Source organism: Leeuwenhoekiella sp. ZYFB001, assembly GCF_011784865.1.
Taxonomy (GTDB): Bacteria; Bacteroidota; Bacteroidia; order Flavobacteriales; family Flavobacteriaceae; genus Leeuwenhoekiella; species Leeuwenhoekiella palythoae.
The window spans coordinates 3,441,047-3,454,210 of sequence record NZ_CP050460.1; the positions used below are offsets into that span (position 1 = coordinate 3,441,047).

At 39.2% G+C, this 13,164-nt stretch carries 13 protein-coding genes; 3 read left to right on the forward strand and 10 right to left on the reverse strand.

What is annotated here, in order from left to right; genetic code table 11:
* The 4 genes from HCN54_RS14775 to HCN54_RS14790 are packed head-to-tail and all read right to left on the reverse strand — an operon-like array spanning position 1 to position 3,177.
* On the reverse strand, positions 1-615 hold the full coding sequence (locus HCN54_RS14775) for a DUF4254 domain-containing protein (RefSeq protein ID WP_167598391.1): 615 nt from the start codon (positions 613-615) through the stop codon (positions 1-3).
* Positions 612-1,616 carry a DNA adenine methylase gene (locus HCN54_RS14780; protein ID WP_167598392.1) on the reverse strand — a complete coding sequence of 335 codons (1,005 nt, stop codon included), beginning with the start codon at positions 1,614-1,616 and terminating at the stop codon, positions 612-614. The genes HCN54_RS14775 and HCN54_RS14780 overlap by 4 nt, the downstream gene beginning before the upstream one ends.
* A complete protein-coding gene (locus tag HCN54_RS14785; RefSeq protein WP_167598393.1) occupies positions 1,613-2,293 on the reverse strand; it encodes a hypothetical protein in 681 nt (226 codons plus the stop codon). Before HCN54_RS14785 ends, HCN54_RS14780 begins: the two co-directional genes overlap by 4 nt.
* Positions 2,245-3,177: a DUF6427 family protein gene (locus HCN54_RS14790; RefSeq protein ID WP_167598394.1), complete on the reverse strand. Its 933-nt coding sequence runs from the start codon at positions 3,175-3,177 to the stop codon at positions 2,245-2,247. The genes HCN54_RS14785 and HCN54_RS14790 overlap by 49 nt, the downstream gene beginning before the upstream one ends.
* Before the next feature lie 81 nt (positions 3,178-3,258).
* Between HCN54_RS14790 and HCN54_RS14795 the strand changes: the two genes are divergently transcribed.
* Entirely contained in the window at positions 3,259-3,474 is a 216-nt protein-coding gene (locus HCN54_RS14795) for a DUF6341 family protein (RefSeq protein ID WP_009781986.1), read from the forward strand.
* Between the two features lie 63 nt (positions 3,475-3,537).
* Here HCN54_RS14795 and purD read toward each other — a convergent pair whose 3' ends face one another.
* Complete coding sequence (purD, locus tag HCN54_RS14800; protein ID WP_167598395.1) at positions 3,538-4,809, reverse strand: phosphoribosylamine--glycine ligase; 1,272 nt, start codon at positions 4,807-4,809, stop codon at positions 3,538-3,540.
* Positions 4,810-4,879: 70 nt separating this feature from the next.
* Between purD and HCN54_RS14805 the strand changes: the two genes are divergently transcribed.
* A complete protein-coding gene (locus tag HCN54_RS14805) occupies positions 4,880-6,178 on the forward strand; it encodes a phenylacetate--CoA ligase family protein (RefSeq protein ID WP_167598396.1) in 1,299 nt (432 codons plus the stop codon).
* On the opposite strand, the gene HCN54_RS14810 is transcribed toward HCN54_RS14805, so the two are convergent.
* A complete protein-coding gene (locus HCN54_RS14810; protein ID WP_167598397.1) occupies positions 6,175-6,945 on the reverse strand; it encodes a glycosyltransferase family 2 protein in 771 nt (256 codons plus the stop codon). The genes HCN54_RS14805 and HCN54_RS14810 overlap by 4 nt on opposite strands.
* Entirely contained in the window at positions 6,923-8,275 is a 1,353-nt protein-coding gene (locus tag HCN54_RS14815; protein ID WP_167598398.1) for an exopolysaccharide biosynthesis polyprenyl glycosylphosphotransferase, read from the reverse strand. The genes HCN54_RS14810 and HCN54_RS14815 overlap by 23 nt, the downstream gene beginning before the upstream one ends.
* Before the next feature lie 200 nt (positions 8,276-8,475).
* On the opposite strand from HCN54_RS14815, the gene HCN54_RS14820 reads away from it, so the two are divergent.
* Complete coding sequence (locus HCN54_RS14820) at positions 8,476-9,555, forward strand: glycosyltransferase (protein ID WP_167598399.1); 1,080 nt, start codon at positions 8,476-8,478, stop codon at positions 9,553-9,555.
* Here HCN54_RS14820 and HCN54_RS14825 read toward each other — a convergent pair.
* From HCN54_RS14825 to HCN54_RS14835, 3 genes are read right to left on the reverse strand one after another with little or no spacing between them, the layout of a single operon-like run.
* Complete coding sequence (locus HCN54_RS14825) at positions 9,536-10,816, reverse strand: O-antigen ligase family protein (protein WP_167598400.1); 1,281 nt, start codon at positions 10,814-10,816, stop codon at positions 9,536-9,538. The genes HCN54_RS14820 and HCN54_RS14825 overlap by 20 nt on opposite strands.
* Entirely contained in the window at positions 10,785-11,852 is a 1,068-nt protein-coding gene (locus HCN54_RS14830) for a hypothetical protein (RefSeq protein WP_167598401.1), read from the reverse strand. Before HCN54_RS14830 ends, HCN54_RS14825 begins: the two co-directional genes overlap by 32 nt.
* On the reverse strand, positions 11,852-13,162 hold the full coding sequence (locus tag HCN54_RS14835; protein ID WP_167598402.1) for a polysaccharide biosynthesis C-terminal domain-containing protein: 1,311 nt from the start codon (positions 13,160-13,162) through the stop codon (positions 11,852-11,854). Before HCN54_RS14835 ends, HCN54_RS14830 begins: the two co-directional genes overlap by 1 nt.
* Between the last annotated feature and the right edge of the window lie 2 nt (positions 13,163-13,164).

Here is a 13,164-nt window from a genome sequence, read left to right on the forward strand (position 1 = left end):
CTACTTTTTTGCTTGCCCGCGTAGTACCGGATTGAGCTCATCGTCATTGTACATTTTCATCTGCTTATAGACTTTCATGTACTTATCACCATTGCGAATATCCTTGATCAATTGGTCTATTGCTGTACATAAATCTACGCGTTGCTCTAGCAAAACATCAAGCTTTTGCTGGCAGGCCAATTTGTGATCTTGAGAAGCATCTTCGCGCGTAGCTTCTTCCTCCATATGATAGATCTTAAGCGTTAAAATTGCCAAACGATCTAAGGCCCACGCCGGACTTTCGGTATTGATCGTAGCAGATTCTTTGGGCTCAATGTCTTTATACTCATTCAAGAAATAGCTGTCAATATACTCGACCATATCGGTACGCTCTTGGTTCGACGCATCAATCTGACGTTTCAATTTCAGCGCTGCTTCAGGATCAATTTGAGGATCACGTATAATGTCTTCATAGTGCCACTGCACGGTGTCAATCCACGCTTTGCGGTAGAGTAAATGCTCTAAAAAGTCAACGTCAGTATCATACGGGTTACTGAATGGCTGATCAACGCGGTCTTTGATGTGGTAATCGTCAACGGCGCTCTGAAATATACGTTTTGCGGTATGAGTAATCATTTCTGGTGTTTTTCTAAAATGTGTAAATATTCGGTGGTGGCGTTTGCTTTATGATTTCTGTTTTCGGTTTTGTCAGCCTTAAAACGTTGATATTCTTTGGTGACCAAATCATATTTTCCGTAGCGCTGCATAATTTCTTTTACTGTTGCAGCAGGCATCAATCCTTCGTTATTATAACTTAAAAACAGAGTTTTAAAGCGCGCTTTTGCGATGAGTTCTTCAAAGCTATTTTCAACTTCAAGCTTACTGCAAAAAGCACTTTTTGTATACGCTCGTAAACCGGTTTTTCCTTTGGGTACAAAGGTATCTTTTTTTGCAATAGTATTGAGCACATGATAATTAGCTCCATATTGCCTGGCGTTGTATGGCGGGTCGAGATACAGGATATCTCCCTCAATATCATTGATTAATGCATTGCTGTTGGTGTTATATACCGAATGACTTCCTGAAGTGATCTCGAAATTAGCCGGTGCTAATTCTAAAGTTTTTTGTGCCGATTTTTTAAGCTTTTTGAGGTAAGCGCCATAAACCGAAGCAGTATTGGCAACCTTATCAGCACTTTCTAACAAACTTGCTAAAAGGAAAAAATAGGTGTCTTCATCGATTCTGGACTGCTCCAACCACTCCTCGATTTTAGCCCGAATCGCATCAATTTTCTGACCGTTTTCTGCGGAAAAATAAAGTCGGTTTTCTGAACCTGTCTCACTATACTGATAAAAGATAAAACCTTTTCTAGACGGAATTTCATTAAGTTCTTCAATTAATGCCGAAGCGTCAATTGCTGAATTATTCCCGATGTAATTTCGGTTTAAGACATAGCTGTAAAACTCCAGATCATTTGCAATAACGCTTTTTACATAAGGTTTAAACGTGCGTCCCACGGCTCCGGTTCCGGCAAAAAGATCACAAAAAACCAACTGAGAAAGATCATCGCCGCACACGGCTTTGATGTTCTCGAGCAGCCATTCTGAAAGTTTATGTTTTGAACCGATATAATTCATCGTGTCGCCCAGATGATGTCTGAAAGGGCCGTTTTATTTGTTTCGGTGGTGACGCTAATTAATTTTTCGGGCTCAAAAGTACTCACATAATTTTCAATTAAAGCCCGAAGCCAAGAAATTTCAGCTTTCAATTTATAGTGCTCGCCGTTGCCGGCAAACACCACCAGAAACAATCTGTTTTCTAAATGAAAACGGCGGCCCCTACTCTGATTCTTGTAAAGCCATTTTATAAGCGCTTCAGGATGCTTTTGTGCATATGCAAAATCCTTCTGAAAACCTTTGGGAAATTTGGTAGTTTTTAGGTCAAAACTAATTCCTTGGATACTGAAATCTTTAAGTCGGTCTTTTTCATTTAAAACCGCATTTACATTGGGTTGATCGATAAAAAGCTGCTCTACCGCTCGTGCGCTCCAGTAATTGTACCAGCGATTTAAACTGTAGTAGAAAAATTCCTTTTTATCAAACTGATTGAGCTGTAACTGACTTTTAATGCGTTCTATGAGCTCGTCAAAATCCTGAATGTTGTAAATAAAATTGCTCTGATTATCCCAGATGTTATTTTGCCTTCTAAACCAAACATCTCTGTATGGCCAGCGCTTTTTGAGTTCGTTTTCTATATGTTCTAAAACTACACGCGCCAAAATATTAAAAGAATTGGAATAAGAAATGCGAGCCACATCATCATCTCTTTAAACCAAAAACTCTTGCTGGTTTCTATGTAGGTGGCCGTGATAATCGCAAGCGGTCCAAACAAAAAATACAGCTCGCTTCCATCGCGTAAAGGAGCTACAAAAATTGCTATAAACAGCGCTACAAGCGAACTAATTATAATCAGAATGAACGAGGCTTTTAGCTTTTGAGGAGCATCAGAAACTTGTTTAATGTAGCGCAAACCGCACCAAATATAAAGTGCCAGAAAGAACGATGTGGGCAATAACAGTTTTAGAGAACTATACGCTCTAAAATCTAGCGTAGGCAACTCAAAATAACTTAAAGCAAACTCCTTTGCTCCTTCATAATACAGACTGAATGTAAACGTGAGCAGCAGTACGACAAAGATTCCGCCAAGGGGCATTAGCCAATTTCGGTATTCGCTTCGGCCGTAAAATAAAATCGAAAAATAGAGCACAACCAGAAATAAGATGCTCCAAAAGAAAAACAGGGATGCGATGGTGATCCAAAAAGCCGCGTCAAAGACTTTCTTTTTAAAATCTTTTTCTGTTTTCATACTGATGATGCGCCGCAAAGCCAGCAAAACAAAAAGCCCTGAAAACACGATATCGTAGTTGAAAAAAGAAACCGGAACGGCAAAAGTGAAACACACAAAGAAGTACAAAATATAGGTCGTTCGCTTAGAAAGTGTATTGCGTTTTACCACAAAATTGAGCACTCCCAAAGAGAACAAATAAGCTAGAAGCACAAAAAACTGACCTAACGCCTCTAATGAAGTAAACTCATAAACATCTGATACCAGATAGAATCCTGTGAAGTAAACGATGACTGCCAATACAATCATCGCAAAATTTATTGGTTTTGAACCGCCGAAAAAGCTTGTTAGCATTTTAGTTTTTTCTATTTTTGCAAAGCACACGTCAAAATTAAGGGTGTGACCGTGGTAATCACGTTGTAAAAGTATACAATTATGGAATTGAAAGATTTATTTTACGGTATTCAAGATTTTTTTGTCAACGTTGCTTTTGCACCGTTAGATGCAATTCGTGAATTGCAAGACAGCAGCTGGGTTGCCGCAAACCTTCTTAACTTTGTTTTTATTATCATCGTATCAGTAGCGTTTACTTACTGGTGTGTACAACTTAATAAGTTTGACAAAGACGAGCATCACAACATTCACGGTTAATCAACGACCGTTTTAGATATAAAAAAAGCCTGCTATTCAGCAGGCTTTTTTTATTTGTGATTTTTAAAGATCAAAGCCGATGTCTTTGCGATAATTCATTTTATCAAACTTGATCTTCTCAATATTTTTATAGGAATTTTTAAGTGCAGCTCTAAAGTCGGCATCCAGTGAAGTAACTGCCATCACACGGCCTCCGGCTGTAACCACTTCTCCGTCTTTTAAAGTCGTTCCGGCGTGAAATACCAAAGCATCTTCAACTTCTTCAGTCCCTGTGATCACTTTTCCTTTTTCGTAAGCTTCAGGATAACCGCCACTCACGAGCATTACTGTAGTTGCAGCACGCGTGTCAAGATCTAAGGTAACTTCATCAAGCTTTTGCGCTGCTACTTTTTCAAAAACCTCAACAAGATCATTCTTGATACGTGGCAGCACCACTTCGGTTTCAGGATCGCCCATACGTACATTGTATTCGATCACTTTAGGCTCGTCCCCTACTTTGATCAAACCAATAAAAATAAAGCCTTTATAATCGATGTCTTCGGCTTTTAATCCTTCTACCGTTGGCTTAATGATTCGATTTTCTATTTTTTCCATAAAGGCATCATCGGCAAAAGGCACGGGAGAGATGGCTCCCATTCCGCCGGTATTTAAGCCTTTATCGCCTTCACCAATACGCTTATAATCTTTTGCTGTTGGTAAGGTGATATAGTTTTTTCCATCAGTCAACACAAAAACGCTGAGTTCGATTCCGTCAAGAAACTCTTCAATCACAACGGTTTCACTAGCTGCGCCAAATTTTTGATTGGTCAACATATCGGTCAATTCCGCCTTTGCTTCCTCGAGATCATTCAAAATCACCACGCCTTTTCCGGCTGCAAGACCATCAGCTTTAAGAACGTATGGTGCATTGAGTTTTTCTAAAAATGCCTTTCCCGCCTCCAAACTTTCGGCTTTAAAGCTTTCGTAAGCAGCAGTTGGGATATCATACATCGCCATAAATTCTTTAGCGCGCTCTTTGCTTCCTTCAAGTAAAGCCCCTCGTTTTGACGGACCAATAATTGCTATTTCGCTTAATTCCTTATCATTTTGAAAGAAATCGTAAACCCCTTGAACCAATGGATCTTCAGGACCTACAACCACCATTGTGATTTGCTCATCCAGAACCAGTTTTTTGATCGCTTCAAAATCGGTCACGCCAATGGCAACATTGGTTGCTATACCTGCTGTGCCGGCGTTTCCGGGAGCTACAAAAAGACGCTCACATTTTGAACTTTGTGCAATTTTATAGGCAAAAGTGTGCTCACGGCCACCAGAACCCAGAATGAGGATATTCATCGTAATAGCTTAAAATTTGTTTAAGCCTCAAAAATAAATGTTTGTAAATTGACCTACTAATTTTAGTCTTGTGAATTTAATCAACCTCAGCCTGCAACTTAATAGTTATGCTATCGCTACTGCGCAAAAGCAACTTCAGGAACTCAAACAGCAGGTTGAACATAATTATACCTCTTATGCTGAAACAAAAAAGACCGAAATTGTAAAACATCATCTGCAAAACACCCCTTTTTACAAGAACTTAGTAGGTGATCGCTCTCAAACTTGGGAAGATCTGCCAGTTATCACAAAACAGGATTTACAACAAACTTTAAAAAGTAGATTATCTAAAGGTTTTTCTCCTAACAATGTACACGTTCATAAAACTTCGGGGTCTTCGGGAACGCCTTTTATTTTTGCAAAAGATAAGTTCTGTCACGCGTTAACCTGGGCTTCTATCACTCAGCTTTATTCAACTTCGGGAATCGATTTACAAAATTCGTATGAAGCGCGATTCTATGGAATTCCCAATCACGGCGCTGCCCGATTGAAGGAGCGTTTAAAAGATAGACTAAGCAATCGCTATCGATTTTCAATTTTTGACACTTCAGCAGCCAATTTTGAAAGCTTCATCTCAAGGTTTAAAAAAGAACGCTTTGGCCATTTAAATGGATATACCAGCGCCTTGGTGCTTTTTGCACGCTATCTCGCCGGAAAAAAGCTCATTTTAAAAAACCTTTGCCCGAGTCTTACGCATTGCATTGTTACTGCCGAAATGCTGTTTAAAGAAGATCTTGAATTGCTTCAGCAGCAGTTTGGTGTGCCGGTGATCAATGAATATGGCGCTTCAGAAACCGGAATTATTGCTTTAGGAAAAGCCGGAGGCGCGCTTCATATTGACTCGAGTTTGCTGTTTGTCGAAATTCTTGATGAGGCCAACAGACCAGTCGATCCGGGTTCTTCGGGAAAAATCGTGGTTACTTCGTTGTTCAATAAAGCGCATCCATTTATCAGGTATGAAATTGGCGATCTTGGGGTTTTAGTGTATCAAAATGGTTTACCTGTTCTCACGCAATTAGAAGGTCGTGTGGGTGATTTTGCGCTGCTTCCTGACGGAAAAAAAATTCCGGCTTTGGCGTTTTACTATGTGACTAAAGAAATTATGAACGATACGGCGAGCGTAAAAGAATTCAAGATCATTCAGAATAAACCGAATCATTTCAGTATCAATTATGTTGCAGATGCTGAATTTTCTGATCAGGATATTGAAAAGATCAAACGCGCTATGCTGAATTATTTAGGCACAGAAATTCAGCTTTCTTTCAATAAAAAACCCATTCTAGACCGAAGCAAGCGCGGAAAATTAAAGCAGTTTACCAGAACGTTTTAATTGCGGTATTTTACAAAACCTCTATACGCCCAGCACGTCAAATAATAGGCTGATGCAAATACTGATAATTGCTCAACCTCACGATAAAATTTCCACTGATATTTGATCAATCCGGCTTTATTGCGCGAAAGTGAATCCCGCCGAATGCGATAAATCGCCAAGGGCTCTTGAATGCCGTAAGCATAATCAATTTTCTTTAAGTACTGCAGCCACAAGCCCATATCTTGACGTTTTTTGATGAGCGGCATATACTTTTTACCCAAAACTTCGATATCGAGAAAAGCCGTCAAACAACTAATGGAATTGCTTTTTAAAATATCAGTATAACTCACCTTTTCAGGAACGATAAAGTCTGATAAATAAGGCTCTAAATTTTCATCTAGGCGTTTATAAGAGGCGAACACAAACGGATGCATTTTTGCCTCGGTACTACTTCGCTCTAAAAATTCGGGAAACCAGAGATCATCAGCATCCAGAAAGGTCAGATATTTTCCTCTAGCCTTTTGAATACCCAGATTACGAGCGTGTGCGGGACCTTTATTTTCTTTTAAGGAAAAACATTTTATACGCAAATCCTCAGCCTGTAAGCGTTTTATTTCTGCAACCGTTGCGTCTGAAGAAGCATCATCAACAATGAGCAATTCCCAGTCGGTCACGGTTTGTTGTTGAACAGAGGCGATGGTTTCTGCAATAAACTTTTCAGAATTATAACAGGGGGTTACAATAGAAACTAACGGCCGGGCATCAATAGGCTTTTTTATCGCCATAAATCACTTGAAAAAATGTTTTTGCTATAATACGCAGATCCATCAGGATAGACCAGTTTTCAACATAAAAGATATCAAAACGCACCCTACTTTTGATATCATGTTCGGTTTCAATTCCGCCACGATACCCGCTCACTTGAGCGAGACCGGTAATTCCCGGTTTTACTAGATGCCGCACCATAAATTTATCTATTTGCTGTTTAAACGAATGGGTATGGCTCACCATATGCGGCCGCGGACCAACAACAGACATCTCCCCGAGCAAAACATTATAAAATTGCGGTAACTCGTCTATACTCGTTCTTCTTAAAAATTTACCCAGTTCAGTGGTACGCATATCATTTTTACTCGCTTGTTTGTCGTTTGCATCTTTATTGATGGTCATGGATCTGAATTTGTAGCAATAAAACTCTTTGCCATCAATACCGTTACGCTTCTGTTTAAAAAACAAGGGACCTTTTGAGGTCAAGGGAATTATAAGCGCCAAAATAGGCGTCAACCACGATAAAATCCCTAAGATCACCACTAGTGAAAACACGATGTCTAATGAGCGCTTTAAAAACAAGTTGATTGGCGTATCAATAGGAAGCGTGCGCAGCGCCAGTATAGGCGTAATACCGTAGTATTGAAAGTCCATTTTCTTGGTAAAAATGTCTTTATTGTCCGGCAAGAATTTTAATGCGATGAGATTATTATCAGCAAATTGAATCAGTTCTTGAATTTCTTTGTTTTTCAATTCGGCGACCGAGCAATAGATTTGATGAATTCCTTGATCAACTGCAAATCGCGTCACCTCTTCCAGCTCGATGGTATCAAGGCGAAGATCAAAATTGGCGATAAACTGAAAGCCATACGCCGGATTATAATTGAAGAAATTTTTGAGTTGCTCGGTTTTTGCGTTTCGGCCCACGATAATTACTCTAATGGTATCTCGTCCCAGCTGCTTTCTAAACTTTTTTCGCAGATTAAAAACCACAAGCTTTAAAAGCGCTATAAAACCTATGCTGAGACACACGTATTCTAGAACAGCAGAAACAACTACATCGATTTCGTTGAAGATTCCAAAAAAAGAAAAACAACAAACTAAAAGAAGAAATGCCTGCTTAAGCACTAATCCTAAAATATTCACCAACGGCGTAAACCTATATACTTTGTAGAAACCAATTCCCACGGATGTAATAAGCCAACTGAAGATCAAAAAGGGAATAAAATACGTGTATTCTGCTTTTGAAAATTCAAACAAAAGCGCACACAGCATCAAAATGAGAAGATCACAAAAACCAACTAAGGGTTGAAGGACAAAACTATGTTTCGTACCATTTTCGTTCATACAAATTCGGTTAGTTGAGCTGACTTGGGACAGAGTCAACTGGACAAATTTAGCAAACAAGTTGAGTGCTACTTGAGCAGTATTCTTAAAATTTTTATAAAGCGCATCTCTAAGTAATGGCTTTAGATGATCGTTTAATTGAATTTATGATGCTATCTTGCTATCCTTCAAAAGCGCTAAAACACCCCAAGTTACTGCTCATGAGTACATTAAAAATCGTTCACGTTGTGGAAGCCTTGGGTGGTGGTGTTTACACATATTTCAAAAACCTCACTCAGGTTTTATGCGAAGCACCAGATCTGGAGGTAACAGTGATTTACAGCGGAAACCGAGATGAAATCAATAACGATCAGGTGACTGTTGATTTTCATCCTCAAACCCGCTTGATCTGTATCTCAATGCATCGCGAAATACGTTTCAAAGAAGATTTTAAGGCGTTTAAAGCGCTCAAAACTACTTTAAAGCAAATTGAGCCTGATGTGCTTCACTTGCATTCTTCAAAAGCGGGTATTTTGGGTAGGTTTGCCTATTTATTTTCTCCGCGTTTAAAAGCAAAACTCTTTTACACGCCACACGGATTTTCTTTTCTTCGGAAGGATATTAGTAGTCTAAAACGTCATTTATTTTTCAGTATTGAGTTTTTGAGTCAAAAGCTTACTGGTGGAACGCTGATCGCTTGCGGAGATACCGAATTACGCTATGCTAAGAAAATTGGTCCGGCACGTTTAGTGCGCAATGGTATTCAGCAACTGGGGCTAACAAACTTTGAGAAACAACACCGGCCGCAAATCAAATGTATAGGAACTTTAGGCAGAATCACCTACGCCAGAAACCCGGCCTATTTTAATCAGCTCGCACTAAACCATCCTGAGCTCGAATTTTTATGGATTGGTGATGGTGAATTGCGTCATCAACTCACCGCGCCCAATATTACCATTACCGGTTGGTTTAATCACTATGAGCAAGGCTTGAAAAAGCTCGAAGCATTAGACCTTTATCTTCAGACCTCCTTGTGGGAAGGTTTGCCTATTGCGATTTTAGAAGCTTCCGCCCGGGAAATTCCCATTGTCGCCACAAATATTATTGGAAATAAAGACATTGTTGCAGACGGAAAAACCGGCTTCCTCTTTGATGCTGAACACGAATTTGACCAGATTTTACAAAAATCTAAAAATCAATCTACACGAATAGCACTGGGGAACGCTGCCAAGAAACGCACGGCAATTTTATTTAACAGCGCCGTGAATTTTCGAAAGCTAATTAGGCTTTATCAAGCTTAATATCCAGCGCATTTTTAGTAAAAATCGACAACCATAGTGCGCTAAACACGATACCATCAAAACGTATTAGAAAATCATCCACCAGGTTTGCTGTTAAAAACAGTACAAAGAAAAACACGCATAAAATCTGCCGAGAGCTAAACCCGATATACGCAAACAGGCCTATATAAACCGCAACGACAAGCAGTCCTAAAATCCCGAATTTGATCCAGAAATCAAGAAATTGATTATGCACCGGAAACTTATACTTGGTTAAAAACTGCTGATTGGTTGCATCAAATTTGTTGATCACTGCTTGTTTTCCATCGGCGGCTCCTACGCCTATCACCGGGTGTTCTAAAGCTACGTCAAGACTGGTTTTCCAGATACTCAAACGAGTTACGAGACCATTATACGCAGTAGCTTCCGGATTTTCAAGACTATCTAGTTTTCCTACTTTATCAAGGTGCGCAAAAGTCACCTCGGAAAATTTTTCGATACTGTACGGAAAGATTTTTACAAATCCGTAGGAAAGTAATGCAAACCCGAATACCCCGATGGCAAGCCGTTTGAGTAAGCCTTTTGTTTTCAATTTTCGCACATCTGCCAGACTTATTAAAATGATTCCGAAGAACGCATTTACAATAGCTAGCCTTGTATTGATATACAGCAGCAGTATCACTGAAATTAAAAAGAATACCAAGCGCCAGATCACGTGAGTTTTTCTGATCTGCCCTAAAGCCTCTTTAAAAAAATAAAAGTTGATCACCACTACAAAAGCAACATGCATATTAAGCGCCGGAGCGTGCATCTTTATGGAGCGCGCGAAGGCATAACCCATTTCCCAAAGATCAACGCCGTTAAGGTATTTGCTGAATAATTCTGGTTCAATTATCGCGAACCTCATCAAACACAGACTTAAAACTGTCGTTGTCGCTAGTGCGTAATATCTGAGAATAAGCACCGTATTAAAACGGTGGTTTTGACTTAATATAAAAAAGGGAAGCAAAAGCAGACTTAACCGCTTTTCGCCGTGTTTTATACCTTCAGCAATACTGGTGTTATTCCATAAAAACAAGAGATCGAGTATGAAAGGTGCAGCGATTAAAAACATAAAAAAAACGCGGCGTCGAGTAAACTTCAGCTGGTTGAAGAATACGAGATTATACACAACAAACAAGATCAATAACACCGTAGCCGAAATTCGAAAAGGAATTGAGATGGCTAGAATTGTGAGCCACGCATTGTAGCTAAACCGGTATGTTCTTTCTGAAACTATCATAATACAATGCGACGTAAATAAATGGTAAGATGCCAATTTTATGCTTAACCGCCGAACCTAGATCGGGTTCAAAAACACCTTGGATGATAAAATAGGCAAAAACGAAGTAAAACGCCCAAAGCTCATACCGGTAAGCGTTTTTATTACTGAGACAATTTTTAAATAAATACAACAAATACAGAGAGAGTATCAATTGCCAGAAAACAAAAAGTACAATTTGAGGCCGAAATAGATGTTTTAAGCCATTTACAGGCACATTTACCGAAGCAAAACCATAAAGAATACCATAAGCCTCTCCATACCAAGTTTCGGTGTCTAACGGCGATATAATAACCGAATTGGTTGCCTCTTCGCCCAAACGCTCTTCATTAAGGGCTTCGCGCGTGCTTTGCGACAGGTATTCTCCTTTTACCATTCCGTAGGAAAGGCTTATAAAAATCACCATAAGTAGTCCGGAGCAAATGCCTGTGAGGGCCTTACGCTTAAAATTGATCAAGGTTATTAAATAAATAACTCCTGCAACTATGGGAATCAAAACATAATACGGCCGATACCAAATACCGAAAAAGAAAAGCCCCAAAACGATTAAAGTAAGAGTAGTTCGCAGACTCCACCTGCGCTTAATCAATAGCCAAGGCATCCAAGCGATAAATAGAAAGGTGATAAATTCTTTGGAAGGCATTGAGATGAAAAACGCCAGCATAAGGATTAAAAAGTAGGCCAAAATACTGCGTACCGTAAGTTTAGCAAACTGTTCTGGAATCCCGATTTTATAAATTACCCAAAGCAAAATAGGAAGTTGAATAATTGCAACAAGTTCAAAAGGTAAACTGCCTAAACTCGTTTTATCATAAAACAACATCGTCACCGGGTAGCTGCGCCAAAAGCCTTTTTCATTATAAAAATCTTCGGCAATAACGATTGCATCAAAAAAGAAACGTTCGGGAAGATAACTTGGTGCCAATACTCCCAATACGACAACTACCAGCCCTAAAAGGAGGTAAAGCAAGGTAGATCTTGGGATAAGCAATCTCATTAGTGTAAAAACAATTTAATTCGGTCTTTTTTATAGACCCAAACCACAGCGCAGCCGTTCCAGAATATCACACTAAATGCTGAAGCAACCGCAGCTCCCAGCATCCCATATTTCGGGATAAGTATCGAATTTAAAATCGCGTTGATCACCACAGCAATGATCAGGATATATTGTAAAACCACTTGTTTTTTAGTCATATTGAGATACACTTGAGTAACGCCAAACAACGTACTCATAAAATGCCCAGCGATCAATATACGCAATGCCGGAACGGCTTCTTGATATGCGGCACCAAAAACGCCAAGAATTTCTGCCGCAAATACGAATAAAATTACCGAAAGTAGTAATGCAAGACCTACAATAACACGCACTCCTTTTTTTAAAACAGCTTGTAAAGCAACTTGATCGGTCACAAATAAATCGGCAATTCGTACAGATAAATACGAACCCATGACATTGATTAAAGTCGAGATCAAAAAGATGATTTTTATCGAAGTTCCGTAATACGCTAAAGTCTCAAAATTGGTGTAGCGCTTTAAAAAAAAGACATCAATACTAATGAGCAGATAAAAACCAAAAGCACTTATCGCAATGGGAATCGTAGCTTTTAAAACCGTTTTAAATCGTATGGATGTTTGCCTAGAAACCACGGGATTCAAGCGTTTATACTTTAAGTAAACCTCCAATCCTGAGAGCAACGCGCAAAAGAGAAAACTCAGTAAAAAAACCTCAACAACATAGTCGTGCTGATTAAACAGGAAAAGAATTAACAGACCAAAACCAAAAGGTAACTGTTTTAAAATACCGCGGTATAGCTCAGACTTCTCGTGCAAGTCAAAAGCTCTGAAAAATTCGGTATTGAAGAGTGTCACCGCATAAAAAAATAAGCAGAAGCCCATTTTCATCAATAAAGTTCCTGACCTCTGATCGTTAAAAAACAAATTGTAATATTCTTTCGGAATTGCTAAAATGATCCCCAATAAAACGATGGAAACTCCAAGAAGTAACGCGAGCATTTTTAGGTAGACTTGAAACAAAGTACCTGCCTGCTCAGGTTTTGAAAACCTTCCTGAAAAAAACAAAATGGATTGATCTGTTCCTAGTAGCGTAACACCACCGATCAAGAATAAAGAGGAACGTGTAAATTCATAGGCGCCTACGACTTCAGCTGAATAGAAATTTGTTAGATAAAGTGTGATTCCAAAGAGGAAAATCACGCCCAAAACCCGTAAAATAAGAACGCGCAGCGCACCACCAAGCACATTGTGCAGGTTAAATCTATTGAAGTATTCCTGAAGTTTTTTAACCATAA

Coding starts and splice junctions, on each gene's coding strand:
- HCN54_RS14775 (WP_167598391.1), bottom strand. CDS start 615: ATGATTACTCATACCGCAAAACGTATATTTCAGAGCGCCGTTGACGAT.
- HCN54_RS14780 (WP_167598392.1), bottom strand. CDS start 1,616: ATGAATTATATCGGTTCAAAACATAAACTTTCAGAATGGCTGCTCGAG.
- HCN54_RS14790 (WP_167598394.1), bottom strand. CDS start 3,177: ATGCTAACAAGCTTTTTCGGCGGTTCAAAACCAATAAATTTTGCGATG.
- HCN54_RS14795 (WP_009781986.1), top strand. CDS start 3,259: ATGGAATTGAAAGATTTATTTTACGGTATTCAAGATTTTTTTGTCAAC.
- purD (WP_167598395.1), bottom strand. CDS start 4,809: ATGAATATCCTCATTCTGGGTTCTGGTGGCCGTGAGCACACTTTTGCC.
- HCN54_RS14810 (WP_167598397.1), bottom strand. CDS start 6,945: ATGGCGATAAAAAAGCCTATTGATGCCCGGCCGTTAGTTTCTATTGTA.
- HCN54_RS14815 (WP_167598398.1), bottom strand. CDS start 8,275: ATGAACGAAAATGGTACGAAACATAGTTTTGTCCTTCAACCCTTAGTT.
- HCN54_RS14820 (WP_167598399.1), top strand. CDS start 8,476: ATGAGTACATTAAAAATCGTTCACGTTGTGGAAGCCTTGGGTGGTGGT.
- HCN54_RS14825 (WP_167598400.1), bottom strand. CDS start 10,816: ATGATAGTTTCAGAAAGAACATACCGGTTTAGCTACAATGCGTGGCTC.
- HCN54_RS14830 (WP_167598401.1), bottom strand. CDS start 11,852: ATGAGATTGCTTATCCCAAGATCTACCTTGCTTTACCTCCTTTTAGGG.
- HCN54_RS14835 (WP_167598402.1), bottom strand. CDS start 13,162: ATGGTTAAAAAACTTCAGGAATACTTCAATAGATTTAACCTGCACAAT.